General features: G+C 63.1%; 23 protein-coding genes. 5 read left to right on the top strand and 18 right to left on the bottom strand.

Features of this window, described 5'->3' with window-relative positions:
- Positions 1-14 precede the first annotated feature (14 nt).
- The 13 genes from lpxB to FJ974_RS17325 form a co-directional block, all read right to left on the bottom strand.
- The gene (gene lpxB / locus FJ974_RS17385) at positions 15-1,193 is read right to left on the bottom strand and encodes a lipid-A-disaccharide synthase (protein WP_140531885.1); all 1,179 of its coding nucleotides are present in this window, start codon (positions 1,191-1,193) and stop codon (positions 15-17) included.
- Positions 1,183-2,091 (bottom strand): LpxI family protein, encoded by a 909-nt coding sequence (locus FJ974_RS17380; RefSeq protein WP_226891625.1) that lies wholly within the window; start codon positions 2,089-2,091, stop codon positions 1,183-1,185. The genes lpxB and FJ974_RS17380 overlap by 11 nt, the downstream gene beginning before the upstream one ends.
- Complete coding sequence (gene lpxA, locus FJ974_RS17375) at positions 2,072-2,908, bottom strand: acyl-ACP--UDP-N-acetylglucosamine O-acyltransferase (RefSeq protein ID WP_140531889.1); 837 nt, start codon at positions 2,906-2,908, stop codon at positions 2,072-2,074. The genes FJ974_RS17380 and lpxA overlap by 20 nt, the downstream gene beginning before the upstream one ends.
- 14 nt (positions 2,909-2,922) lie before the next feature.
- A complete protein-coding gene (gene fabZ, locus FJ974_RS17370) occupies positions 2,923-3,387 on the bottom strand; it encodes a 3-hydroxyacyl-ACP dehydratase FabZ (protein ID WP_140531891.1) in 465 nt (154 codons plus the stop codon).
- Positions 3,380-4,435 carry a UDP-3-O-(3-hydroxymyristoyl)glucosamine N-acyltransferase gene (gene lpxD / locus FJ974_RS17365; RefSeq protein ID WP_140531893.1) on the bottom strand — a complete coding sequence of 352 codons (1,056 nt, stop codon included), beginning with the start codon at positions 4,433-4,435 and terminating at the stop codon, positions 3,380-3,382. Before lpxD ends, fabZ begins: the two co-directional genes overlap by 8 nt.
- A gap of 77 nt (positions 4,436-4,512) precedes the next feature.
- A complete protein-coding gene (gene bamA, locus FJ974_RS17360) occupies positions 4,513-6,879 on the bottom strand; it encodes an outer membrane protein assembly factor BamA (RefSeq protein ID WP_140531895.1) in 2,367 nt (788 codons plus the stop codon).
- A 218-nt stretch (positions 6,880-7,097) separates the two neighbouring features.
- Complete coding sequence (rseP, locus tag FJ974_RS17355) at positions 7,098-8,240, bottom strand: RIP metalloprotease RseP (protein ID WP_140531897.1); 1,143 nt, start codon at positions 8,238-8,240, stop codon at positions 7,098-7,100.
- Positions 8,241-8,326: 86 nt separating this feature from the next.
- Positions 8,327-9,145 carry a phosphatidate cytidylyltransferase gene (locus FJ974_RS17350; RefSeq protein ID WP_140531899.1) on the bottom strand — a complete coding sequence of 273 codons (819 nt, stop codon included), beginning with the start codon at positions 9,143-9,145 and terminating at the stop codon, positions 8,327-8,329.
- An 11-nt stretch (positions 9,146-9,156) separates the two neighbouring features.
- Entirely contained in the window at positions 9,157-9,876 is a 720-nt protein-coding gene (locus FJ974_RS17345; RefSeq protein WP_140531901.1) for an isoprenyl transferase, read from the bottom strand.
- A gap of 36 nt (positions 9,877-9,912) precedes the next feature.
- The gene (gene frr / locus FJ974_RS17340) at positions 9,913-10,467 is read right to left on the bottom strand and encodes a ribosome recycling factor (protein WP_140531903.1); all 555 of its coding nucleotides are present in this window, start codon (positions 10,465-10,467) and stop codon (positions 9,913-9,915) included.
- A gap of 88 nt (positions 10,468-10,555) precedes the next feature.
- Positions 10,556-11,278 (bottom strand): UMP kinase, encoded by a 723-nt coding sequence (gene pyrH / locus FJ974_RS17335; RefSeq protein ID WP_140531905.1) that lies wholly within the window; start codon positions 11,276-11,278, stop codon positions 10,556-10,558.
- A gap of 150 nt (positions 11,279-11,428) precedes the next feature.
- Entirely contained in the window at positions 11,429-12,538 is a 1,110-nt protein-coding gene (locus tag FJ974_RS17330; RefSeq protein WP_140531907.1) for an aldo/keto reductase, read from the bottom strand.
- Positions 12,539-12,571: 33 nt separating this feature from the next.
- On the bottom strand, positions 12,572-13,099 hold the full coding sequence (locus tag FJ974_RS17325) for a nuclear transport factor 2 family protein (RefSeq protein WP_140531909.1): 528 nt from the start codon (positions 13,097-13,099) through the stop codon (positions 12,572-12,574).
- A gap of 114 nt (positions 13,100-13,213) precedes the next feature.
- Here FJ974_RS17325 and FJ974_RS17320 point away from each other — a divergent pair, with 114 nt between their 5' ends.
- The gene (locus tag FJ974_RS17320; RefSeq protein ID WP_140531911.1) at positions 13,214-14,140 is read left to right on the top strand and encodes a LysR family transcriptional regulator; all 927 of its coding nucleotides are present in this window, start codon (positions 13,214-13,216) and stop codon (positions 14,138-14,140) included.
- A 22-nt stretch (positions 14,141-14,162) separates the two neighbouring features.
- On the opposite strand, the gene tsf is transcribed toward FJ974_RS17320, so the two are convergent.
- The 5 genes from tsf to FJ974_RS17295 all read right to left on the bottom strand — a co-directional run bounded on the left by tsf (position 14,163) and on the right by FJ974_RS17295 (position 17,964).
- Positions 14,163-15,083, bottom strand: coding sequence for a translation elongation factor Ts (tsf, locus tag FJ974_RS17315; RefSeq protein ID WP_140531913.1), 921 nt, complete (start codon positions 15,081-15,083; stop codon positions 14,163-14,165).
- Positions 15,084-15,202: 119 nt separating this feature from the next.
- Positions 15,203-15,985, bottom strand: a complete 783-nt coding sequence (gene rpsB, locus FJ974_RS17310; RefSeq protein ID WP_140531915.1) for a 30S ribosomal protein S2 — start codon at positions 15,983-15,985, stop codon at positions 15,203-15,205.
- A gap of 178 nt (positions 15,986-16,163) precedes the next feature.
- The gene (locus FJ974_RS17305; protein WP_140531917.1) at positions 16,164-16,775 is read right to left on the bottom strand and encodes a LysE family translocator; all 612 of its coding nucleotides are present in this window, start codon (positions 16,773-16,775) and stop codon (positions 16,164-16,166) included.
- Positions 16,772-17,050 carry a DUF4031 domain-containing protein gene (locus tag FJ974_RS17300; protein ID WP_140531919.1) on the bottom strand — a complete coding sequence of 93 codons (279 nt, stop codon included), beginning with the start codon at positions 17,048-17,050 and terminating at the stop codon, positions 16,772-16,774. The genes FJ974_RS17305 and FJ974_RS17300 overlap by 4 nt, the downstream gene beginning before the upstream one ends.
- A gap of 83 nt (positions 17,051-17,133) precedes the next feature.
- Entirely contained in the window at positions 17,134-17,964 is an 831-nt protein-coding gene (locus FJ974_RS17295; RefSeq protein ID WP_140531921.1) for a cell envelope integrity EipB family protein, read from the bottom strand.
- A gap of 138 nt (positions 17,965-18,102) precedes the next feature.
- Here FJ974_RS17295 and FJ974_RS17290 point away from each other — a divergent pair, with 138 nt between their 5' ends.
- The 4 genes from FJ974_RS17290 to FJ974_RS17275 all read left to right on the top strand — a co-directional run bounded on the left by FJ974_RS17290 (position 18,103) and on the right by FJ974_RS17275 (position 21,085).
- Positions 18,103-18,567, top strand: a complete 465-nt coding sequence (locus tag FJ974_RS17290; protein ID WP_140531923.1) for a RidA family protein — start codon at positions 18,103-18,105, stop codon at positions 18,565-18,567.
- A 7-nt stretch (positions 18,568-18,574) separates the two neighbouring features.
- Positions 18,575-19,303 carry a glycerophosphodiester phosphodiesterase gene (locus FJ974_RS17285; protein WP_140531925.1) on the top strand — a complete coding sequence of 243 codons (729 nt, stop codon included), beginning with the start codon at positions 18,575-18,577 and terminating at the stop codon, positions 19,301-19,303.
- A 54-nt stretch (positions 19,304-19,357) separates the two neighbouring features.
- Positions 19,358-20,572: a GNAT family N-acetyltransferase gene (locus FJ974_RS17280; protein WP_140531927.1), complete on the top strand. Its 1,215-nt coding sequence runs from the start codon at positions 19,358-19,360 to the stop codon at positions 20,570-20,572.
- Positions 20,573-20,653: 81 nt separating this feature from the next.
- Positions 20,654-21,085: an HIT family protein gene (locus tag FJ974_RS17275; protein ID WP_140531929.1), complete on the top strand. Its 432-nt coding sequence runs from the start codon at positions 20,654-20,656 to the stop codon at positions 21,083-21,085.
- The last annotated feature ends 66 nt before the right edge of the window (positions 21,086-21,151 follow it).

Here is a 21,151-nt window from a genome sequence, read left to right as displayed (position 1 = left end):
CTACTCACTACTCACTACGCTCTATTCGCTCTCCTGACGCATCCCATCACCACCTCGGCGGCGATCTCGCCCGACGGCCTCTCGGTTGCCATGCGTCTTGCAACCTCTGCAAAGCCGTCCTTTTGCCAGGCGCGGTAGGCGGTGGCTGAAAAAAGACCTTCGAGCTGCCTGGCCAGATAATGCGGCCGCACATATTGGTTGTAGTGCTCCGGCACGATCGTCTGGTCGGCGATCAGATTGGGCAAGGCGGCGCTCCACACCGTGACCAGCCCCTGGACCAAGCGCATGACCGGGTCGAGCCGATAGCACGAGATCATCGGCACCGCGGACAATGCCAGTTCGAGCGACACGGTCCCCGATGCGATCAGAGCCGCATCGGCCTTGCCGAAGGCCTGCCATTTGCGCTCGGGTTCGAGGACTATCTCGGGCTTTTCATCCCAGCGTGAGACCGACGTCCTGACCAGGTCGGCGACATGCGGTACCGTGGGTAAAAGCAGGCGCAAGCGGTGTCCGCGGGCGCGCAGGACCGATACTGTCTCACCGAACGGACCGATAAGTCGGCTCACCTCGCCGCGGCGCGAGCCCGGCAGCACGAGCAGCGTCTTGACACGGTCGTCGGACAAATCGCGCGGCATCTCTTGCGCCCTGAGGGCGCCGAGCACGCCGGGGTCCTGCGTCAGCCGGTGTCCGACATAAGTGCCCGGCGGCCCACCGAGACGGGCAAGCGCCTTCACCTCGAAGGGCAGGATGCACAGGATATGATCGACATAGGGCTTCATCGCCACTGCCCTGCCCGGTCGCCACGCCCATACGCTCGGGCAGACATAGTGCACGATCGGGATGGCTGGATCGGCTGCGCGAACCTTCTTTGCAACGCGCAGCGAAAAATCCGGGCTGTCGATGGTGATCAGGCAATCCGGCCGCTCGGCCGCGATCGTCGCCGCAGTCTGGCCGATCCGCCGCATCAGCCGCGGCAGGTCGCGCAAAATGGCGCTGAGCCCCATCAGCGCGATCTCGCCGCCGTCGAACAGCGGCACAAGCCCGAGTTCCTGCAGATGCCGCCCACCGATGCCGACGAGCTTGATCTTGCGGCCAGTTGTCCGTTCGAGCGCGTGCACGATGTCGGCGCCGAGCAGGTCGCCCGATTCCTCGCCGGCGACAATGGCGATCTTGAGCGGCTTTTCACCGGCCATCGGCCGACTCCGACGCGGGTAGGCCGACGATGAAAAGGCCGAGCGCATTGGCACGCGACAATGTTGCCGGGCCTTCGAGAATGAGCGAGCGACCGGCCTCCACGGCTATGCCGGCAAGCCCGGCGGCATGTGCTGCTTCGACCGTCCGAGGTCCTATTGAAGGCAAGTCGACGCGCAACTCCTGCCCTGGCTTGGCGCATTTGACCAGCACGCCGCGCGCCTTTCCGGCAAGCCTGCCGTGCCCGCGCAAGTCCCGCGTTCTTTCGAGCAGGCCGTGGGTGCCCTCGATGCCTTCCAGCGCGATGGCCCGGCCGCCGATCGCAACCGCAGCCTGGCCGATGTCCAGCGCGCCGATGGCCTTGGCGGCCGCCCGTCCTGCCTCGATGTCGCGCCAGTCGGATCGATTTGGTGCTGCCGCGGTCAGCGTGCCTTCGCTAGCCGCGAGTTCGGGAACGACCTCGTGCGCGCCGACCACCTTGATGCCCCGTTTTTCCAGCCCCCGCGTGAGCACCTTCAGCAGCCCGTCATCGCCGCGCGCCAGCGCCGTGACCACCGAAGGCACGATTGCCAGCAAGCCGAGACTGGGGCGCATGTCGGTCAGCTTCGGCCTGCGCTTGATTTCGCCGGCAAGGACAAGATGGGTGACACCGTGGCGTTTCAGCGTCGCCACCAGTGAGCCGATCTGTTCGAGCGCGAGGCTGTCGTTCTCGTATCGGCGAAGCTCCTGCTGGCGATCGGCCTCGCCTTCCATCAGCAGAATGAATGGCGCATGCCCATGCGCGGCAAGCCCGTCGGCGATTTCCACAGGCAGGCTGCCGCCACCGGCGACGATGCCGACCCTGGAGCCCGGCGCGAGATCAAGCCTGGCTGCCGGAATCTCAGCCCTCGTCATCGCCATCGTCATCGGCGCCGCCACCCTTGAGCGACGGGACGGCATAATGCCGCTTGCCGCGACTGGTGATGAAATCGATGATCTTCATGGCCGATGGCGAGGAAGCGAACTCCGCCCTGGCGAATTCCACGTTCTCGCCGACGGTGCGGGAGCGGTCGAAAATCGTCTTGTAGGCCTTGCGCAGCAGCTGGATTTCGGTACGCGGCAGACCGGAGCGCTTCAGGCCGATGATGTTGAGGCCGCGCAGGCTGGCGCGGTTGCCGACGGCGATGGCGTAGGGAATGACATCGCCGACGATCGCCGAGCAACCACCCAGGAAAGCGTTGTCGCCGACGCGCACGAACTGATGCACGGCCGTAAGGCCGCCGATATAGACGTTGTCGCCGATCTCGCAATGGCCGCCGAGCGTCGCCCCATTGGCGAAGGTGGCGTTCCTGCCGACGACGCAATCGTGGGCGATGTGGGCATAGGCGAGGAAATTGCCGTTGTCGCCGACGGTCGTCTCGCCGCGGCTGGAATCCGTGCCGACATGCATGGTGACGCCTTCGCGGATGGTGCAATTTTCGCCAATGACCAGCGTCGTGCGCCCGCCCTTGTGCTTGGTGTTCTGTGGCGGCGCGCCGAGCGTCGCCATCGGATAGACCTTTGTCGCGGCGCCGATGGTGGTCGCGCCCATCACCGAGATGTGGCTGACCAGCTCGACGCGGTCGCCAATGACGGTGTCGGCGCCGATGTGGCAGAACGGTCCGATGCGGACGCCTTCGCCGATTTGAGCGCCTTCCTCCACGACGGAGGAAGGATGGATGGAAGTCTTGATTTTCATAAGCATTTCGATCGTCAGTCGCCGGTGACCATCATGGCCGAAATCTCGGCTTCGGCGGCCTTGGCGCCGTCCACCAGGGCCTCGCAGGCAAATTTGAGCAGGTTGCCGCGTTTCTTGATTTTCTTGACGTGGATCCTGAGCTGGTCGCCAGGAACCACCGGCTTGCGAAATTTCGCGTTGTCGATGGTCAGGAAATAGACCAGCGACGGCTTTTCCGTGTTGAGGCTGCGGATGCAGATCGCGCCGGCGGTCTGCGCCATGGCCTCGACGATGAGCACACCCGGCATCACCGGTTGCTCCGGGAAATGGCCCTGGAAATGCGGCTCGTTGATGGTCACGTTCTTGATGCCGACAGCCGAATCGTCGCCGTCGATATCGACGATGCGATCGATCATAAGAAATGGATAGCGGTGCGGCAGGAGCTTCATCAGCCCCAATATGTCCACCGCCTCGAGTGTCGTCGCCACCATGTCAGCCATTTCCGTCGCCCTGCTTGCGGGACTTGGCGAACCTGCGCAGCATCGCGATCTCGCGCAAGGCTTCGGCCATCGGCTGCGCCGGGTAGCCTCCCCAGACCTCGCCTGCCGGCACGTTGCTCATGAATCCGCTTCTCGCAGCAAGCTTGGCTCCTGGCCCGATGGTCAAATGATCGGCAAGGCCGACACCGCCACCCATGGTGACATTGTCGCCGACGGTGACGGAACCGGAAATACCCGAAAGTCCGGCTATAATGCAATTGCGGCCGATGCGGACATTGTGGGCGATCTGCACCAGATTGTCGATCTTGGTGCCCTGGCCGATGACGGTATCGGACATCGCGCCGCGATCGACCGTGGAATTGGAGCCGATCTCGACGTCGTCCTGGATGATGACGCGGCCGATCTGCGGCACGCGCTCGGGCCCTTTGGCGCCGCCGACGAAGCCGAAGCCGTCCTGACCGATCCTGGCGCCGCCATGGATGATGACGCGGTTGCCGATTAGCGCATATTGGATGCTGGCGTTGGGGCCGATATAGCCGTCGCGGCCGATCTTGCAGGAACGGCCGATGACGGCGTGAGGCGCAATGACGGTGCCGGCGCCTATCGACACGTCAGGGCCGATCACGGCACCTGCCTCGACGATCGCACCGATCTCGACGTGCGCCGACGGATCGATATGCGCATGCGGCGAAATGCCGGTTTCCGCGGTCATCGGCCCCGGCGTGGCGGCTTGCGGAAACAACAGGCGGCCGACCATGGCGAAAGCCTGTTGCGGGCGCGGATGCACCAGCACGGCAATGCCCTGCGGCGCCTTGCCGGCAAAATCGGCGGGGCACAGGACCGCGGCTGCCCTCAGCGAATGCATCAGGGCGAAATTGCGTTTGCCGTCAACGAAGACGAGCGCGCCGTTGCCGCCCTCATTGGCGGGCGCCAGCGCCTGGATGGCGATATCGGCATGGGAGGAATCGACAAGGTTGGCGCCGGTCAGATTCGCGACTTCGCCAGCCGTATACAGGCGTGAAGGCGCGAAGAACACCGGATCGGTCATTCCAGAAGCATTATCCAGCTAGGTCGGATCAGTCCACTCCGGGCCGTCAGGCGGCCCGGAAACATCGCGCCCACAGATCAGAAGCGAGTTGCGATGCCGAAGTTGAATTCCTGCGTTTTGTCGGTCGGCTCCTTCTTGACCGGGAACGCATAGTCGATGCGGATCGGGCCGAACGGCGAAGCCCACATCAGGCCGACACCGACCGAGGCGCGCCACTGCATGCCGGTTGTGGCCGTATCGACGCCGGCAAGCGTGTTACCATAGAGCGTTGCGGCATCCGCGAAGACCGCACCACGCAAGCCGAAGCTCTCTGGGATGACCGGCAATGGGAACTGGGCCTCCGCAGAGGCATTGAAGTAAGTCGTGCCGCCAAGATGGTCGCCACTGGTTCCGGTAGCTACGGGACCGATACCGCCGTATTCGAAACCACGGATCATGCGTTCGTTACTCTGGAAATAGTCAAAGATACGCAGATCGTTGCTGCCGTAGCCCGCTATATACCCAGCGCCGCCCGAAACCAGGCCCACCAGGTCGAGTTGCTCCGACAACGTCTGATAGACGCTTGCGCGCCCGGTCAGCTTCACCCACTTCGCATCGCCGCCGAGACCAGCGAACTCGGTCGCGCCGGTGATATAGAGACCCTCATGCGGGTTCTTCATGTCGTCGATTGTGTTGTAGACCAAGCCCAAGCTGACCGAAGATTTCAGCCAAGGGCTTTCGTTGATACCATTGAGAATAGCCTGCGAGACATTACAGCCGGCATCAGGAACGCCGTCGCCATTGGCATCACAGCTGTCGGAAAGCTTATATTTCTCCTGCGAGATGTTGTATGCCAGCTGCGTCGAGATACTGTTAGTAATCGGCAGGCCGAAACGAATGGTCCCGCCTAAGACGTCGGTATCGTAGTGGCTGTACTCGCGGGTCGACTTGTAGATATCGAAGCCCGCCGCGATGCGCCGGCCGAGGAAATACGGCTCGGTGAAGGAAATGCTGTAGTCGCGCGAGTGCCTGCCGCCGCCGGCCGACAGCTTGATGTACTGGCCGCGGCCGAGGAAGTTGCGCTCGGTGATCGAGCCTTCGACGGACGGACCGGGCGTATCGCCGCCGGTCGAATAGCCGGCGCCGACCGAGAACTCGCCGGTCGACTTCTCGACCACGTCGACGACCAGGACGACTTGGTCCGGGGCCGACCCAGGAACAGTCGAAATGTCGACTTTTTCAAAATAATCCAGTGCTTCCAGGCGCTTCTTCGCGCGCTGGATGAGAACCTGGTTGAACGCGTCGCCTTCGCTGACATCGAATTCGCGGCGGATGACATAGTCGCGCGTGCGGTCGTTTCCGCGGATTTCGATGCGCTCGACATAGGCCTTGGTGCCCTGGTCGATGGTGTAGACGACCGAAATGGTGTGGTTTTCGAAGTTGCGGTCGCCGCGCGGCGTCACCTGAGCAAAGGCGTAGCCCGATCCCGCAACCTTTTCGGTCAGGGCGACGATCGAATCCTCGACATCCTTGGCGTTGTAGACATCGCCCTTGTGGGTCTCGACCACCGATTCCAGCGACTTCGAGTCGACTTCCGGGATGGTGCTCTCGACGCTGATGTCGCCGAACGTGTAGCGTTCGCCTTCCTGCACGGTGATGGTGACCGTGTATTTGTTGGTGGCGTCGTCGAGCTCGCCGACGGCCGACACGACCTGGAAGTCGGCATAGCCGTGATTGTAATAGAAGCGGCGCAGCAGTTCCTGGTCGGCGCGCAGCTTGTCCTCGTCATAGACGTCGTCGCGCAGCACGAACGAAAGCCACGACGAACGCTTGGTGTTGATCACATCCGACAGGCGGCGGCTGGAAAAGGCGCTGTTGCCGACGAAATTGATCGCCGCGATCTGGGTGCGCCCGCCTTCATTGATGTTGAAGACGACGTTTACGCGGTTGTCGCCGAGATCCATGATCTGCGTCGTCACGGCGGCGTCGTCGCGGCCGATGCGCCGATAGGCGGCCTTGACCGCCTCGACGTCGGCATCGAGCGCCTGCTGCGAGAATGTCGCGCGCGGCTTCAGCTGAATCGCAGCCTGAAGCGCGTTATCCTTCAGCTTCTTGTTGCCCTGAAACAGGACCTGGTTGACGACCTTGTATTCGGAAACCTTCACGACCAGGGTCGAGCCGACCTGGTTGATCTGGACATCCGAGAACAGCCCGGTGCCGAACAATGCCTTGACGGCATCGTCGATGTCGGAGCTGGAAAAGGCCTTGCCGGGCTTGATCGAGATGTAATTGCGGATGGTTTCAGCATCGACACGCTGGTTGCCGCTGACCTCGACTCTGCTGACGACTGCTGCTTCTGCTACCGATGTGGCAACGATCTGCACTGCGAGCGCGCCCGGCAAAACCAGCGCGGCGGACAAAGCCGCCGCGGACGCGGCGCTCAGAAACTTGGATGCTGCCTTCATCGGGCTTTTGTACCTTTTTCTCGTAGTCCCCACGGCGAGAAAACCGGACGTGCGGTATTTTCCCTTACCGTATTAACCGGATTTTCCCTACACGCAAGGCTCCCGGTTAATTTGTAATTACTTAACCCTGTTGCGTGGCTTTCGCGTCACGCCTATCCCCACGCATGGTAAACGGCGCCTCAACGTGATCGTGATCAGAGCCAAATTTCTTCATGATTTCAGCATCCAAACAGATCATTCCAAAAAACGAAGCCCATAAATCCGAGCACCAGAAAGAGACCGGTCCGGTAGGCCATTTCCATCGCCCGCTCCGACACCGGCCGCCTGATGACGGCCTCCACGCCGTAGAACAACAGATGGCCGCCGTCGAGGGGGGGAATCGGCAGAAGATTGAGAATCCCTATCCCGACTGACAAGAATGCCACAAGCTGCACCAGCCATTCGAAGCCGAGTTTTGCAGCCTGACCCGACATTTTTGCGATCTTGATCGGTCCGCCCAGGGCGCATCTGTCCTCGCGGCCGACGACGAAACGCTGCAGGAACTGGCCGGTGCGCTCGACGACATGGCCGGTTTCCTCGACCGCCGCCGCCAGCGCTCCCGCGGGGCTGTAGGAAATCAGCCGCGGCTGCCCAAGCTCGGTATTGTTGACGACACCGATGACGGCAACCTTGACCTTGTTGCCCAGCGCGTCCTGCTGCTCCATCGGCTCGGGCGTCGCCGTGACGGTGACCTCCTTGCCGTCACGCAGCATGGTGAAGGTAATGGCATCGCCGGCGCGCCCCGAAACCAGGCGCTGGACGTCGGCGAAGGTCTCCACCTTGCTGCCGCCGACTTTGACGAATCGGTCGCCCGGCTGAATCCCCGCCCTGGCGGCCGGGCTGCCAGCAGTGACTTCTGCCACTGTCGGCTCCATGACGGGGCGCCCGTAGAGCGAAAACAGCACCGCAAAGACGGCGATGGTCAGCAGGAAATTGAACAGCGGTCCGGCAACGACGGTCGCCGCGCGCTTCCAGACCGGCTGTGTATGGAAGGCGACCGCGCGCTCGGCCTCGGTCAGCGATTCGATATCCTCGGTGCTCGGCTGGCTCGACGTCGCGTTCATGTCGCCGACAAATTTCACATAGCCGCCAAGCGGAATGGCGCAGAGCTTCCAGCGTGTGCCGTGGCGGTCGTTGAAACCCAGGAGTTCCGGGCCGAAGCCGATGGAAAAAGCCTTTACGCCGATGCCGCACCAGCGGCCGATGAGGTAATGACCCATCTCATGGACGAAGACGACCACGGTGAGCACGAACAGGAACGGCACCAGCGTGCCGAGGACAAAGCCTTGCATGCTGAAGACCGCGTGAAGAAGCTCGTTCAAGTCATGCCCTCAAAATCGCCCGCAACTGTGACATCAATCCGGGGCGAATCCGTGACGCGTCCCGTTTTCGCCTTGTAGCGATATCGTTAGAACGCAAACAGCCCCAGCGCCGGATGATCGGCGTTCGCGGCCGAAACCCAGCCGATCACGTACAGGGCCAGAGCCGCCGCGACAAGCCCATCCGCCCTGTCCATGACGCCGCCATGGCCGGGAATGAGGTTGCCCGAGTCCTTGCAGCCGTGCCGGCGCTTGACCCAGGATTCGAACAGGTCGCCGACCTGCGAGACGATCGAGAGCGCCAGCGCGACAAGGCCAAGCTGGACCAGATTTCCGGCCCCGGCCACGACTGCCAGCAGCAGTCCGGCAATGACGCCGCCGACGGCGCCGCCAAGCGCGCCGCTTTGCGTCTTGCCGGGCGAGATCGACGGCGCCAGCTTCGGGCCGCCGGCGGCGCGGCCGACGAAATAGGCGGCTATGTCGGTCGCCCACACCACCGCGAACAGGAACAGGATGGCGATCAGGCCGGAATGGTCGCCATCGCGCAGATAGGCGAGCGAAAAACCGGACAAAGACGCGTAGGCCAGCCCCGGGGCTTCCCATTGCGCGGCTGCCTGCATGCGCGTAGCGACGGCGACGATGATGGTGAGAGCTGCGACCAAGAGCAGCAGCCACAAAGCCGGCAGGCCGGCAATCAGCGCGACGAGAAAGACCAGAACCAGCGCCTCCGGCAGAAAGCCGATCGTGGCGCCACCTGCCGGGCGCGACATGCGCGTCCATTCGTAGAAGATCGCGGCCGCGATCGCAGCGCAGAACAGGCGAAAAGGCAGCCCGCCAAACCAGGTGACCGCGAGCGTGACGGCCGCCATCACGAGGGCCGAGATGACGCGCTGCTGGAGATTGCTCATCCGTGTTGGCGCTATGAGGCGACGTCGCGCGCGGCAAGCCCGCCGAAACGGCGCTCGCGGCCGGCAAAATCGCGCAGGGCGTCGGCAAGATGCTCGCGGCTGAAATCCGGCCAGTAGCACGGCAGGAAGACCAACTCGCTGTAGGCTGCCTGCCACAGAAGAAAATTCGACAGCCTGAGCTCGCCGCTGGTGCGGATCACCAGTTCGGGATCGGGGATGCCTTCGGTGTCGAGCGAGCCGGCAAAGCTTTCCGCGGTGATCGCGTCGCTGTCCATTTCGCCGCGCGCGACGGCGGCGGCGAGCTTGCGCGCGGTGCGCACGATCTCGTCACGGCCGCCATAGTTGAAGGCGATGACGAGTGTCAGCGCCTCATTGCCCGCGGTCAGCGATTCGGCTTCCTGCAGCAGGCCCCTGATGTCGGGCTGCAGCCCTTCCCTGTCGCCAATCACCCTCACCCGCACGCCGTTCTGATGCAGTTCGGCAAGATCGCGGCGGATGAACAGCTTCAACAACCCCATCAGATCGCTGACCTCGGACTTCGGCCGCGACCAGTTTTCCGACGAGAAGGCGTAGACCGTCAGGAACGATATGCCGAGTTCGGGAGCGGCGCGCACCGTCTTGCGCAAGGCCTCGACGCCGGCGCGATGGCCGGCAAGGCGCGGCATGCCGCGCGCCTTGGCCCAGCGTCCGTTTCCGTCCATGATGATCGCGACATGCGCGGGCGTTGCCATGGTCTCGCTTTCGAACCGGTGAAGGATCGACCGACCCTAAACCTGCATGATTTCAGCTTCCTTATCGGAAAGCAGGTGATCGATGCTGCTGATCATCTCGTCGGTCAGCTTTTGAACCTGGTCGGAGCGCTTGCGGTGATCGTCCTCGCTGATGTCGCCGTCCTTTTCCGCCTTCTTGAGGAAATCCATCCCGTCACGGCGCACATGGCGAACCGCGACGCGGGCGTTTTCGGCATAGCCATGCGAGATCTTGACCAGTTCCTTGCGGCGCTGCTCGTTGAGCTCGGGCAGCGGAATCCTCAGATTGGTGCCGTCGACGATCGGATTGAAGCCGAGATTGGCTTCGCGGATGGCGCGGTCGACCGCGCTCACCATCGACTTGTCCCAGACCGAGACCGAAATCATGCGCGGCTCCGGCACCGTCACATTGGCCACCTGGTTGATCGGCATCGTCGTGCCATAGGCCTGGACCTGGACGGCGTCGAGCAGGTTGCTGGAAGCCCGGCCGGTGCGCAGCGAAGCGAGATCGTGCTTGAAGGCTGCGATAGCCCCGTCCATGCGTCGCTTGAGGTCGTCGTACTCGCCACTCATGATCATCTCCTCGACCCGTTCGCCGGGTTCACTGTTTGTGTTTTGGTCTCGTCCGCGATCGGCAGTCGCCTGACGAATCCCGGACCGATCAATTGTCGGCGACGACCGTGCAATGGCCGCCGCCCCTTAGAATATCTCCGAAACCACCCTTTTCGTGGATCGAATAGACGATTATCGGAATGTTGTTTTCGCGCGCAAGTGCAATCGCGGCCGTATCCATGATCGCAAGCCCGCGTTTGATGACTTCGGCATGACTTATGCGCTCGAAGCGGACCGCATTCGGGTCCTTCTTGGGATCGGCCGAGTAAACGCCGTCGACCTGCGTGCCCTTGAACAGCGCGTCGGCGCCGATCTCGGCGGCGCGCAGGGCGGCGGCCGAATCGGTGGTGAAGAACGGATTGCCGGTGCCGCCGGCAAAAATCACCACCTTGCCCTGGTTCATATAGGCGGTCGCCTGACGTTGCGAAAAACTCTCGCACAGCTCGGGCATGGCGATCGCCGAAAGCACCACGGCATCGACGCCGATTTTGTTCAGCGAGGTGCGCAGCGCCAGCGAGTTGATGACGGTGGCGAGCATCCCCATGTGGTCGCCGGTGACGCGGTCGCCGCCCTTGGAGGCCACGGCCACGCCGCGGAAGATGTTGCCGCCGCCGATGACGACGCCAACTTCGACATCCAGCGCGCGCGCCTCGGCGATATCGGCGGCAATGCGGTCGACGACCGAAACGTCGATGCCGAAATGCTGCTCGCCCATCAAGGCTTCACCCGAAGCTTTCAGCACGACACGTCGATAGAGGGGCTTCGCCGTCATCTGGTTCCTCGAAAATCTCAGCGCGGTAAATTCTGGAGGCGCAAGCTGCGCCGCTTCGCCCGGCGGTGCTGTCATGACGGGTTGACCCGATACACGAAGGGCGCGGCGATGTCACGCCGCGCCCTTGTGCAAAATTCCAGGCTTTTTGGATCAGTTGCTCCTGATGCTGACGGCCTCGCCTTCGATGATCACCGGTGACGCATAGCCTGAAGGCTTGTCGCCGGTCACCACCCCGCCGGTCACTCTGACCTGGATCTCGGGGCCGAAATAGGAATGCGGGAACGGCGCGGGAGCGCGGCTCACCGTATCCAGCCTTTGGCGAAGCTCTGCGGGGATTGAAAAATCAAGCGAGGCCAGATTGTCCTGCAGCTGGGCGAGCTTCGTCGCGCCGAGGATGACCGTGGCGACGCCGGGCTGTGTCGCCACCCAGTTCAGCGCAAGCTGAGCCATGCTGTGGCCAGCCTCGGCAGCTACCTTTTCGAGTTCGGCGACGATCGCCCAGTTGCGATCGCTGAATTTCTGGAAGCTCGGATGGGTGGTGTTGCGGAAACCGTCGAGCCGTCCGGCATTGCCCGCCTGCGTCGGACGGTATTTGCCGCTGAGTAGGCCGCTCGCCATCGGGCTCCACACCATGATGCCGGCGCCGTATCGCGTGGCGAACGGCACGAATTCGTGCTCGATGGCGCGTTCGGCAAGCGAATATTCAAGCTGCAGGGCCGAAATCGGCTCATAGCCACGCAGTTCGGCGATCGCCTGCGTCCGGCCGGCATACCAGGCCGGGACGTTGGACAGGCCGATGTGGCGCACCTTGCCGGCGCGCATCAGGTCGTCGAGCGTGCGCAGGACTTCTTCGGCCGGCGTCAGCCTGTCCCACACATGCAGGAGATAGAGGTCGATATAATCAGTCCCGAGCCGCTTCAGCGAGGCGTCCACGGCGCGCATGATATTCTTGCGGCCATTGCCGCCGGCGTTCGGATTGCCGGGATCCATGTTCATGGTGAATTTGGTGGCGATCACCGCCTTGTCGCGTAAGCCGCGCTCGGCGACGAACTCGCCGAGCCATGTCTCGGCGGTGCCGCTCGTGTAAAGGTCGGCCGTATCGAAGAAATTGCCGCCCGCCTCGACATAGGCCTCGAACATGGCGCGAGAGGTATCCTTGTCGGCGCCCCAACCCAATTCGGTGCCGAAGGTCATCGTGCCCAGCGCCAGCCGGCTCACTCTGAGGCCACTGTTGCCGAGCGTGTAATAGGTCATCGTCATGATCTCTCTCCAATCCTGGTCCGATTGATGCCGCTATTGGCCGGGGGTCGCCTTGACCCACGGATTGCCGCGTTCATGCGTCATCCGGAACGTGAAGCCATCCACCTTCCAGCCGGCGGCGGAATGCGTCAGGTGGTGCTCGTAGGTGCCCCAGACTTCCCAGAGCGGGTCGCCATTGCCTTCCATCCGGTTCCACGCATAGCCGTTGGAGCGGACCGTCGCTCCGCCGGCGTCGAAGGAGACCTGATGGTTGGTGCGCAGGTGCAGGCTGGTCTTGCTGGCCTTGAGGTTGGCCGCCCAGGCCCCGATCAGATCGTCCGAGGCTATGTTGGCCGCGGGCTGTCCGGACAAGGTGCTGAAGTCTGCGGTCACCCGATCCGCGAAATAACTTCGGGCCAGCTTCCAGTCCTGCGCGTCGACGGCGCGATCGATGGCATCAGCAATGCGGATGACGGCGCGCTCATCGGCGAGCGCCTGCCAGTCGGATGGTTCGGCCCCGCCGGCATCGACAGGGGCCAGCGCCACACCCGCCGCAAAGGTGATGTGTCTCAACGCATTCATCTTTTTCTCCTTGTTGCATCAGCCCGCCGCCGATGTATTGGGCGATAATGTGGGCCGTTGTCCTGACACGACAAGATTGCATTGTTCGCATGCACTATGCGATATCGCTCATGAATGGATCGAGATCTGCTCACGCATCTGCCTGTGATCGTGGCTGTGGCGCGGCGCGGCGGCTTTGCACTGGCCGCGGCCGAGCTCGGCATGAGCCCTTCGGCGGTGAGCCACGCGGTGCGGCTGGTGGAGGAGCGTATCGGCCAGCCGCTGTTCGCGCGCACGACGCGCAGCGTTTCGCTGACCGAAGCCGGCAAGGCGCTGGTTGAGGCGGCCGCCCCTGCCCTGCAGGACATCGCCGAGCGGATGGACCGCATTTGCGGCATCAAGGGCCGACCCTCAGGCCTGCTCAGGATCAACGTCTCCAACATCGCCGTCCCGCTGGCGGTAACGCCGGTGGTCGCGGCGATGGCCGAGCGCTATCCGGACGTGACGGTGGAGCTGTTCACCGACCAGGGCCTCGTCGACATCGTCGGCACGGGTTTCGACGCCGGCATCAGGCTCGGCGAGATGATCGCGCAGGACATGATCACAGTGCGGCTGACGCAGCCATTCAGGGCCGTGATCGTTGCCTCTCCAGCCTATATCGGCCGGCATGGCCGGCCGCGCAACGTCACCGATCTGGCGAACCACAATTGCATCGGCTACCGGCTGGTCCGCTCAGGCGCCCTCTACCGTTGGGATCTGACCGAAGACGGCAAGGACGTGGTGATCGAGACGCGTGGCACGGCCATCGTCACCGATTCGCTTGCGGCCATCGACCTTGCGCTCGCCGGTGTCGGGCTCGCCTATGTGTTCGAGCCGCTGGTGCGCGCCGACCTCGCCGCCGGCCGCCTCGTCCAGATCCTGCCGCAGACGGCGATCGAGGAGCCGGGACTTTTCCTCTACTTCCCACGCCGCGCGGCGATGGCGCCGAAGCTCAGGGCCTTCATCGACACCGCACAAGAAATCGGCCGGGCATCCTTGCGGACACCCGGCCGAGTTGCCTGAGCTGGCTTAGCCCGTTGTGGGGCTATTTCTTGACCGCCGCGGCGACTTCCGCCGCGAAGTCGGTCGTTTCCTTCTCGATGCCTTCGCCGAGCGCGAAGCGCAGATAGGCGCTGATCTTGGCCGGAGCGCCGATTTCCTTCTCGGCATCCTTCAGCGCCTTCTCGACGGTGATGTCGGGATTGAGCACGAAGGCCTGCTTGAGCAGCACGACTTCCTCGTAGAACTTGCGCAGGCGGCCCTCGACCATCTTCTCGATGATCGCTTCCGGCTTGCCGGTCTGGCGCGCCTGGTCGGCAAAGATCGCCTTCTCGCGCTCGACCGCGGCCGGGTCGAGCTCTTCGGTGGTCAGCGCCATCGGGTTGGTGGCGGCGACATGCATGGCGACCTGACGGCCGAAGGCATTGGCGGCATGCGCATCGCCCGTGGTTTCGATCGCGACCAGCACGCCGAGCTTGCCGAGGTTTTCGGCTACCGCATTGTGAACATAGGTCGCCACCGCGCCATGCGGCACGGTGAGCTTGGCCGAACGGCGGAAATTGATGTTCTCGCCGATGGTGCCGACCGCATCCTTGACGGTCTCGGTGACCGACTTGTCGGAACCTGGATATTTGGCCGCTGCCACTGCTTCGGTCGTGCCATAGGCGAGCGCCACCTTGGCGATGTTGCGGACAAGGTCCTGAAACTGCTCGTTGCGGGCGACGAAGTCAGTCTCGGAGTTGACCTCGACAATGGCAGCTTCGCGAATGCCGGCGTCGACGCCGATCAGGCCCTCCGCCGCGGTGCGGCCGGCCTTCTTGTCGGCCTTGGAGATACCCTTCTTGCGCAGCCAGTCGACGGCGGCTTCCATGTCGCCGTTTGTTTCGTTCAACGCCGCCTTGCAGTCCATCATGCCCGCGCCGGTCAAGTCGCGGAGTTCTTTGACCTGTGCAGCCGAAATGCTCATTGTCGCCTCTTTGTTTTATAATGCGCCGACGCACCACCGAATCTCGGTGATGCGTCTGTAGCTAGCGCTTTAGCGCGCCAAGATATTGGAAAGATGAAGGCCGCAACCGGCCTTCCCTATCAGGCTTCCGGGGTCTCGCCCGCCGGGGTCGCGTCGAGCGCAGGCTCGATCGGAGCCTCGGCCGAGGCGCCGATATCGACGCCGAGCGCGCCCTGCTGGCGGGCGATGCCGTCGATGGCTGCCTTGGCGATCAGGTCACAATAGAGCTGGATGGCGCGGGCCGCGTCGTCATTGCCGGGAATCGGGAAGTCGATCTTGTCCGGATCGCAGTTGGAATCGATGATGGCCACGACCGGAATGCCGAGGCGCTTGGCCTCGAGGATGGCGATCGCTTCCTTGTTGGTGTCGATGACGAACATCAGGTCAGGCGTCGAGCCCATGTCCTTGATGCCGCCCAGCGCCTTGTCGAGCTTCTCGCGCTCGCGGTCCAGGTTGAGACGCTCCTTCTTGGTCAGGCCTTGCGCCTCGCCGGCGAGCATCTCGTCGAGCTTGCGCAGGCGCTGGATCGAGTTCGAGATCGTCTTCCAGTTGGTGAGCATGCCGCCCAGCCAACGCGAGTTGACATAATACTGGGCCGAACGCTGCGCCGCATCGGCGACGATGTCGGACGCCTGGCGCTTGGTGCCGACGAACAGCACGCGGCCGCCCTTGGCGACGGTGTCGGACACCTGCTTCAGCGCCTGGTGCAGCAAAGGCACCGTCTGCGACAGATCGATGATGTGGATGTTGTTGCGGGCGCCATAGATGTAGGGCGCCATCTTCGGGTTCCAGCGGTGGGTCTGGTGGCCGAAGTGAACGCCAGCTTCCAAAAGCTGGCGCATGCTGAAATCAGGCAGAGCCATTCTTTAGTTCCTTTCCGGTTGGCCTCCACGGACACAGGCATTTTTGGACCGAAGTCCTTGAACGCCACCGGAGGTTTCAGCCGGATTTCTCCCGGGCAGACACCAAAGTCCGTGTGTGGAATGAGCGCGCATATAGAGGGGAAGCGCCCTAAACGCAAGCGCTGTTGCGCCTCTGCGCTCAGCGTGCGGCAATCAGCGCCCCGGTGCCGATCATGGCACTGCCGGCCAACCTGTTCATCAGCCGCATGCGTCTCGGTGTCCTGAACCAGCCCGAAGCCCGCCCGGCGAGCGCGGCATAGACACCCATAGTGAGAATGTTGACGCTGATGACGACAAGCACCACCAGCAGGCCATCGGCAAGCGTCATAGTGTCGAGATTGAGGATCAGCGGCATGATCGAGGCATGGAACAAGATAGCCTTCGGGTTGCCGAGCGCAACGGACGCGCCGAGCAGGAACGACCGCGATAATCCGACTTCAGAGGCCTGCGGTTCGTTCGCTTGTTCCGCAGCGGCCCTCCACATCCTGACGCCAAGGAAAACCAGGTAGGCAGCGCCGGCATATTTCAGCAGAAGGAAGACCCACTCAAACGTCTGAGCCAATACCACCAGCCCGAGCAGCGCCAGGGTGACCAGCACAGCATCACCTGCCGCAACGCCAATTCCGGCAACGAATGCACGTAGGAACCCACGCGACACGCCGCTGGTGATGACGGTGAACATCGCCGGCCCTGGCGTGGCGGCGGCAAGCGTGATCGCCGTGCAATAAGCTAGAAATGCCGTCAATGTCATGGCCGCATCTTCCCGTTCGGCACCCGCACCCGCCTGAAGATCGCGACGATCTCCTCGCGACTGCATTCGATGGCGCCGAGCCGCACCGCGCGGTCGCGCTCGAAGCCGGTTATATCGTAATGCGGCGCCGATGTCCTTGGCGGTCCCTGGTAGGACGAGCGCTTGATGCCGAGTTCGGCGGCAAAGCGGTGCAGTTCGTCAGTGTCGTCGGCGAGCAGGTGGCACCAGCGATGGCCGGCCCATTTCCAGATCGCCGCATCGACATAGACCGCCATCAGGCTCGCCGCTTTCCGTGAGCCTCACACATGGCGTGTTGAAGCCAGGCTTGCAAGCCGGGCCGCCTGTCGTCAAAGCGTTGCTATTTCGACGCCGGACAGGGCTTTGCCTGGTCGAACAGCGACAGGTTGACCAGCTTGCCGGTCATCGAGAAATCGCCATAGTCCATGACGAGGTCGCGCGTGATGCCGTTCTCGTGCAGCTTGAAGCTGATCCGGTATTCCGGCACTTCCTCGCCCGACTTGTCGGTGTCGTCGAAATAGGCAATGTCGACCGGCCAGTATTTGTCGCTTGCGAGCTTGGCCAGCGCCGGCCCTTCCGGGTCCGACGTCTGGGCGTCCGTCTTCTTGCCGACGACGACGGTTGTCGTCATCACCTTGTTGGCGTCCTCGGAGCCGTCGAACAGATTGGTCTGATAGAAGTTTTCGCCCTTTTCGGCCTTGCCGATCAGCTCGACCAGGTGCTGCGTCGGGAACTGGGTGGCGGCGAGTTCCATGCTGCTCTTTTCCGGCTTGTCGATATCGACCTTGAGGCCCTTCGGCTCCCTGGTGGCGATGCCCTTGACCTCCTTGTCGAGGTTCTGGTCGACGAAGGATTTGGTCACGAAGGAGAAGGTCTTGCCTTCGGCGTCCTCGAAGGTGGTCGTCTGCTGGTCGGTCAGCCTGGTATTGTCGTTGGTGACGATCTGGGTGACGAAGCGGAATTTTACCGTATAGCCCTCGCAGGGCGAGCCGTTGAACTCATACACCATGCGGCCGGAAATGCCGGTGATGCCCGAACGGTCCGACGCCTTGTTGAGCGTGAGGTCGTAGACGGCGCGGTGCGCCTGCAGCGCCGGCACGGCAAGAGCCGGAGCGATCGGCAAGGCGGCCGACAAGAGAGCGGCGGAAACAAAAAGGCGCGATGCGCGCATGAGCTACTCCGATCGTCGCGGTCAATGGCAGGCCGCAGGGAAAGATGGTCCAGCTTAAAAAAAGTCGTGGCGGAAGCTGGGCAAAAATAGCAATTTCGGCCCGGCCAACGCGGCGCCTTCCAGCAATAGGGAAAACCAATGAGTGAAACAATCGAAAAGCGGCTAAGCGATCTCGGCGTCACCATCCCCGCCGCAGCCGCGCCCGCCGCCAACTATGTGCCCTATTGCCGGACCGGCAACATGCTGTTCACCGCCGGCCAGTTGCCGCTCAAGGACGGCAAGCTGCAGGCAAGCGGGCTGCTCGGCCGAGACGTCGATACCGCCGCCGGCAAGGAGGGCGCGAAATTCTGCGCCATCAACATTTTGGCGCAGGCCAAGGCAGCGCTTGGCGACCTCGAAAAGATCCGCCGGCTGGTCAAGATCACCGTCTTCGTCGCCTCGGCGCCGGGTTTCGTCGAGCAGCATCTGGTCGCCAACGGCGCTTCCGACTTTCTGGTCGCGGCACTCGGCGAGCGCGGCAAGCATGCGCGCTCGGCTGTCGGCACCGCCTCGCTGCCGCTCAATGCCGCGGTCGAAATCGAAGCCATTTTCGAAATCGAGTGAGATTGCGATGACCGACCTTTCCTGGCTGATTGCCCGCCCGGTCGCCCATCGCGGCTTTCACGACATGAACAAGACGCGGTGGGAGAACACGCTGTCGGCCTTCGCGGCGGCAGCCGAGCGCGGCTATGCGATCGAATGCGACGTGCACCTCACCTCCGACGGCGTCCCCATCATCATCCATGACGGCGATCTCAAGCGGCTGACCGGCGAGGACGGTTTCGTCTGGCAGCGCACCGCGGCCGAGCTGGCCGCTCTCAGGATCGGCGGCACCGCCGACCACGTCCCGACGCTGCAGCAGGCGCTCGATCTCATCGACGGCCGGGTGCCGCTGGTGGTCGAACTGAAAGGCATGCCTGGCTACGACAAGGGCCTGGTGGCGAGCGTCGGCAGGCTGCTCAAGCGCTACAAGGGCAAGGTGGCGATCATGTCGTTCGACCACTGGCTGATCCGCGATTTCGCCAGGGATGCGCCGGGCATTCCGGGCGGGCTGACCGCTTACGGCAGGGACAACCAGCTGATCGAGGCGCATTTCGCCATGCTGGCGCATGAGATCGCCTTCACCTCTTATGCCGCCGGCGACCTGCCCAACCCGTTCATCACCTTCGTGCGCGAAAAGCTGAAAATGCCGGTCATCACCTGGACGGTGCACGACCAGCCGGCAGTCGATCTGACGTTCAAATATGCCGACCAGATGACCTTCGAGGGCTTCGAACCCGATCTGGTGAAAGTTGCATAAGGCAGTGCCCGAAACGTGACTTGTAGCGGTCCGGGCGAAGCTTAAATAAGGCGCATGGATCAGGGTGACGACGATGATGGACGGATGGCGGATGCGGATTATGCGATCCGCATCGCGGCGGCCATCGGCGCCTTCACCTGTGACGAATGGAACGGTTTCGCCGGAACCACGCGCGGCGACAAGCAAAACGGCTATAACCCGCTCGTTTCATTCGCTTTTCTGAGCGCGCTGGAGGATTCCGGCTGCGCCGTGCGGCGCACCGGCTGGCAAGGCCATCACCTCAGGCTGGAGACGGCGCAAGGCAGGCTGCTGGGCGCCGTGCCCTGCTATCTCAAATCCCACAGCCAGGGTGAGTACGTCTTCGACCACGGCTGGTCGGACGCCTTCGAGCGCGCCGGCGGACGCTATTACCCGAAGCTGCAATGTTCGGTGCCGTTTTCGCCGGTCACCGGCCCTCGCCTGCTGGTCGGAAAAGGCGAAGACGCCGGCGCGATCAGGGCCGGTCTCGCCGCCGGCCTGAAGATGGTGACCGACAGGCTCGGCGTCTCTTCCGCGCATGTCACCTTCGCCACCGAAACCGATGTCGCGACCCTGGAAGCGGCGGGCTTCCTGCACCGCACCGACCAGCAGTTCCATTTCTTCAACGAAGGTTTTTCGACCTATGACGATTTCCTCGCCACGCTCGCTTCGCGCAAGCGCAAGGCGATGAAGAAGGAACGGCGCGAGGCGCTGGTCGACGGCATCACCATCGACTGGCTGACCGGCAAGGACATCACCGAACGCGCCTGGGACGATTTCTACGCCTTCTACATGGACACCGGCGGCCGCAAATGGGGCCGGCCCTATCTCAACCGTCAGTTCTTCTCGCTGATCGGCGAGCGGATGGCCGACGACATCCTCTTGGTGATGGCCAAGCGTAACGGCCGCTACATCGCCGGCGCCATCAACTTCATCGGCTCGGACGCGCTCTACGGCCGCAACTGGGGCTGCGTCGAGGACCACCCCTTCCTGCATTTCGAGGTCTGTTATCATCAGGCGATCGACTTTGCCATCGAGCGCAAGCTGAAGGTGGTGGAGGCCGGCGCGCAAGGCGAGCACAAGCTGGCGCGCGGCTACCGCCCGGTGACCATGCATTCGGCGCACTACATTTCGCATCCCGGCTTGCGCAACGCGGTCGCAGACTATTTGCGTCGGGAGCGCCGGGAGGTCGAGCGAATGGGCGAATATCTCGAAGAGCATACGCCATTCCGCAAGGACCTTCCGGACTAACCCCACCGGCGTGATCCCGCCTTGCCCTGCAAGGGGCGCTTCGCTACACGAGACGGGACATCACAATCCGGAGCACTTGCCATGGCCGAAGGCGTCTATGATCCCGGCAATATCTTCGCGAAAATCCTGCGCGGTGAGATCCCGTCGCACCGCGTTTATGAGGACGACGCGATCGTTGCCTTCATGGATGTGATGCCGCAGGGAACCGGCCATACGCTGGTGGTGCCAAAGGCGCCGTCGCGCAACATTCTCGACGCCGATCCGGCAATATTCAAACCGCTGTTTGCGATCGTCCAGAAAGTGGCGGTAGCGGTGAAGAAAGCTTTCGACGCCGACGGCGTCACCATTGTCCAGTTCAACGAGCCGGCTTCAGGACAGACGGTCTTTCACCTGCATGTCCACGTCATCCCTCGCTTCGACGGCGTGCCGCTCAAGCCCCATTCCGGGCAGATGGAAAAGCCGGAGGTGCTGGCCGAAAACGCCGGCAAAATCCGGGCGGCGCTGGGAAGCTGAGGCAGCTGCTCATCGCGCGACTGCTCCTGATAGTCTCAAAGAAAAAGCCCCGTTGCCGGGGCTTTT

Origin of the sequence: Mesorhizobium sp. B1-1-8 (genome assembly GCF_006442795.2) — a bacterium.
GTDB lineage: Bacteria > Pseudomonadota > Alphaproteobacteria > Rhizobiales > Rhizobiaceae > Mesorhizobium.
This window is presented reverse-complemented; position numbering and strand designations above follow the sequence as displayed.

Coding starts and splice junctions, on each gene's coding strand:
- lpxB (WP_140531885.1), bottom strand. CDS start 1,193: ATGGCCGGTGAAAAGCCGCTCAAGATCGCCATTGTCGCCGGCGAGGAA.
- FJ974_RS17380 (WP_226891625.1), bottom strand. CDS start 2,091: ATGGCGATGACGAGGGCTGAGATTCCGGCAGCCAGGCTTGATCTCGCG.
- lpxA (WP_140531889.1), bottom strand. CDS start 2,908: ATGAAAATCAAGACTTCCATCCATCCTTCCTCCGTCGTGGAGGAAGGC.
- fabZ (WP_140531891.1), bottom strand. CDS start 3,387: ATGGCTGACATGGTGGCGACGACACTCGAGGCGGTGGACATATTGGGG.
- lpxD (WP_140531893.1), bottom strand. CDS start 4,435: ATGACCGATCCGGTGTTCTTCGCGCCTTCACGCCTGTATACGGCTGGC.
- bamA (WP_140531895.1), bottom strand. CDS start 6,879: ATGAAGGCAGCATCCAAGTTTCTGAGCGCCGCGTCCGCGGCGGCTTTG.
- FJ974_RS17350 (WP_140531899.1), bottom strand. CDS start 9,145: ATGAGCAATCTCCAGCAGCGCGTCATCTCGGCCCTCGTGATGGCGGCC.
- FJ974_RS17345 (WP_140531901.1), bottom strand. CDS start 9,876: ATGGCAACGCCCGCGCATGTCGCGATCATCATGGACGGAAACGGACGC.
- frr (WP_140531903.1), bottom strand. CDS start 10,467: ATGAGTGGCGAGTACGACGACCTCAAGCGACGCATGGACGGGGCTATC.
- pyrH (WP_140531905.1), bottom strand. CDS start 11,278: ATGACGGCGAAGCCCCTCTATCGACGTGTCGTGCTGAAAGCTTCGGGT.
- FJ974_RS17330 (WP_140531907.1), bottom strand. CDS start 12,538: ATGACGATGACCTATTACACGCTCGGCAACAGTGGCCTCAGAGTGAGC.
- FJ974_RS17325 (WP_140531909.1), bottom strand. CDS start 13,099: ATGAATGCGTTGAGACACATCACCTTTGCGGCGGGTGTGGCGCTGGCC.
- FJ974_RS17320 (WP_140531911.1), top strand. CDS start 13,214: ATGGATCGAGATCTGCTCACGCATCTGCCTGTGATCGTGGCTGTGGCG.
- tsf (WP_140531913.1), bottom strand. CDS start 15,083: ATGAGCATTTCGGCTGCACAGGTCAAAGAACTCCGCGACTTGACCGGC.
- rpsB (WP_140531915.1), bottom strand. CDS start 15,985: ATGGCTCTGCCTGATTTCAGCATGCGCCAGCTTTTGGAAGCTGGCGTT.
- FJ974_RS17305 (WP_140531917.1), bottom strand. CDS start 16,775: ATGACATTGACGGCATTTCTAGCTTATTGCACGGCGATCACGCTTGCC.
- FJ974_RS17300 (WP_140531919.1), bottom strand. CDS start 17,050: ATGGCGGTCTATGTCGATGCGGCGATCTGGAAATGGGCCGGCCATCGC.
- FJ974_RS17295 (WP_140531921.1), bottom strand. CDS start 17,964: ATGCGCGCATCGCGCCTTTTTGTTTCCGCCGCTCTCTTGTCGGCCGCC.
- FJ974_RS17290 (WP_140531923.1), top strand. CDS start 18,103: ATGAGTGAAACAATCGAAAAGCGGCTAAGCGATCTCGGCGTCACCATC.
- FJ974_RS17285 (WP_140531925.1), top strand. CDS start 18,575: ATGACCGACCTTTCCTGGCTGATTGCCCGCCCGGTCGCCCATCGCGGC.
- FJ974_RS17280 (WP_140531927.1), top strand. CDS start 19,358: ATGGATCAGGGTGACGACGATGATGGACGGATGGCGGATGCGGATTAT.
- FJ974_RS17275 (WP_140531929.1), top strand. CDS start 20,654: ATGGCCGAAGGCGTCTATGATCCCGGCAATATCTTCGCGAAAATCCTG.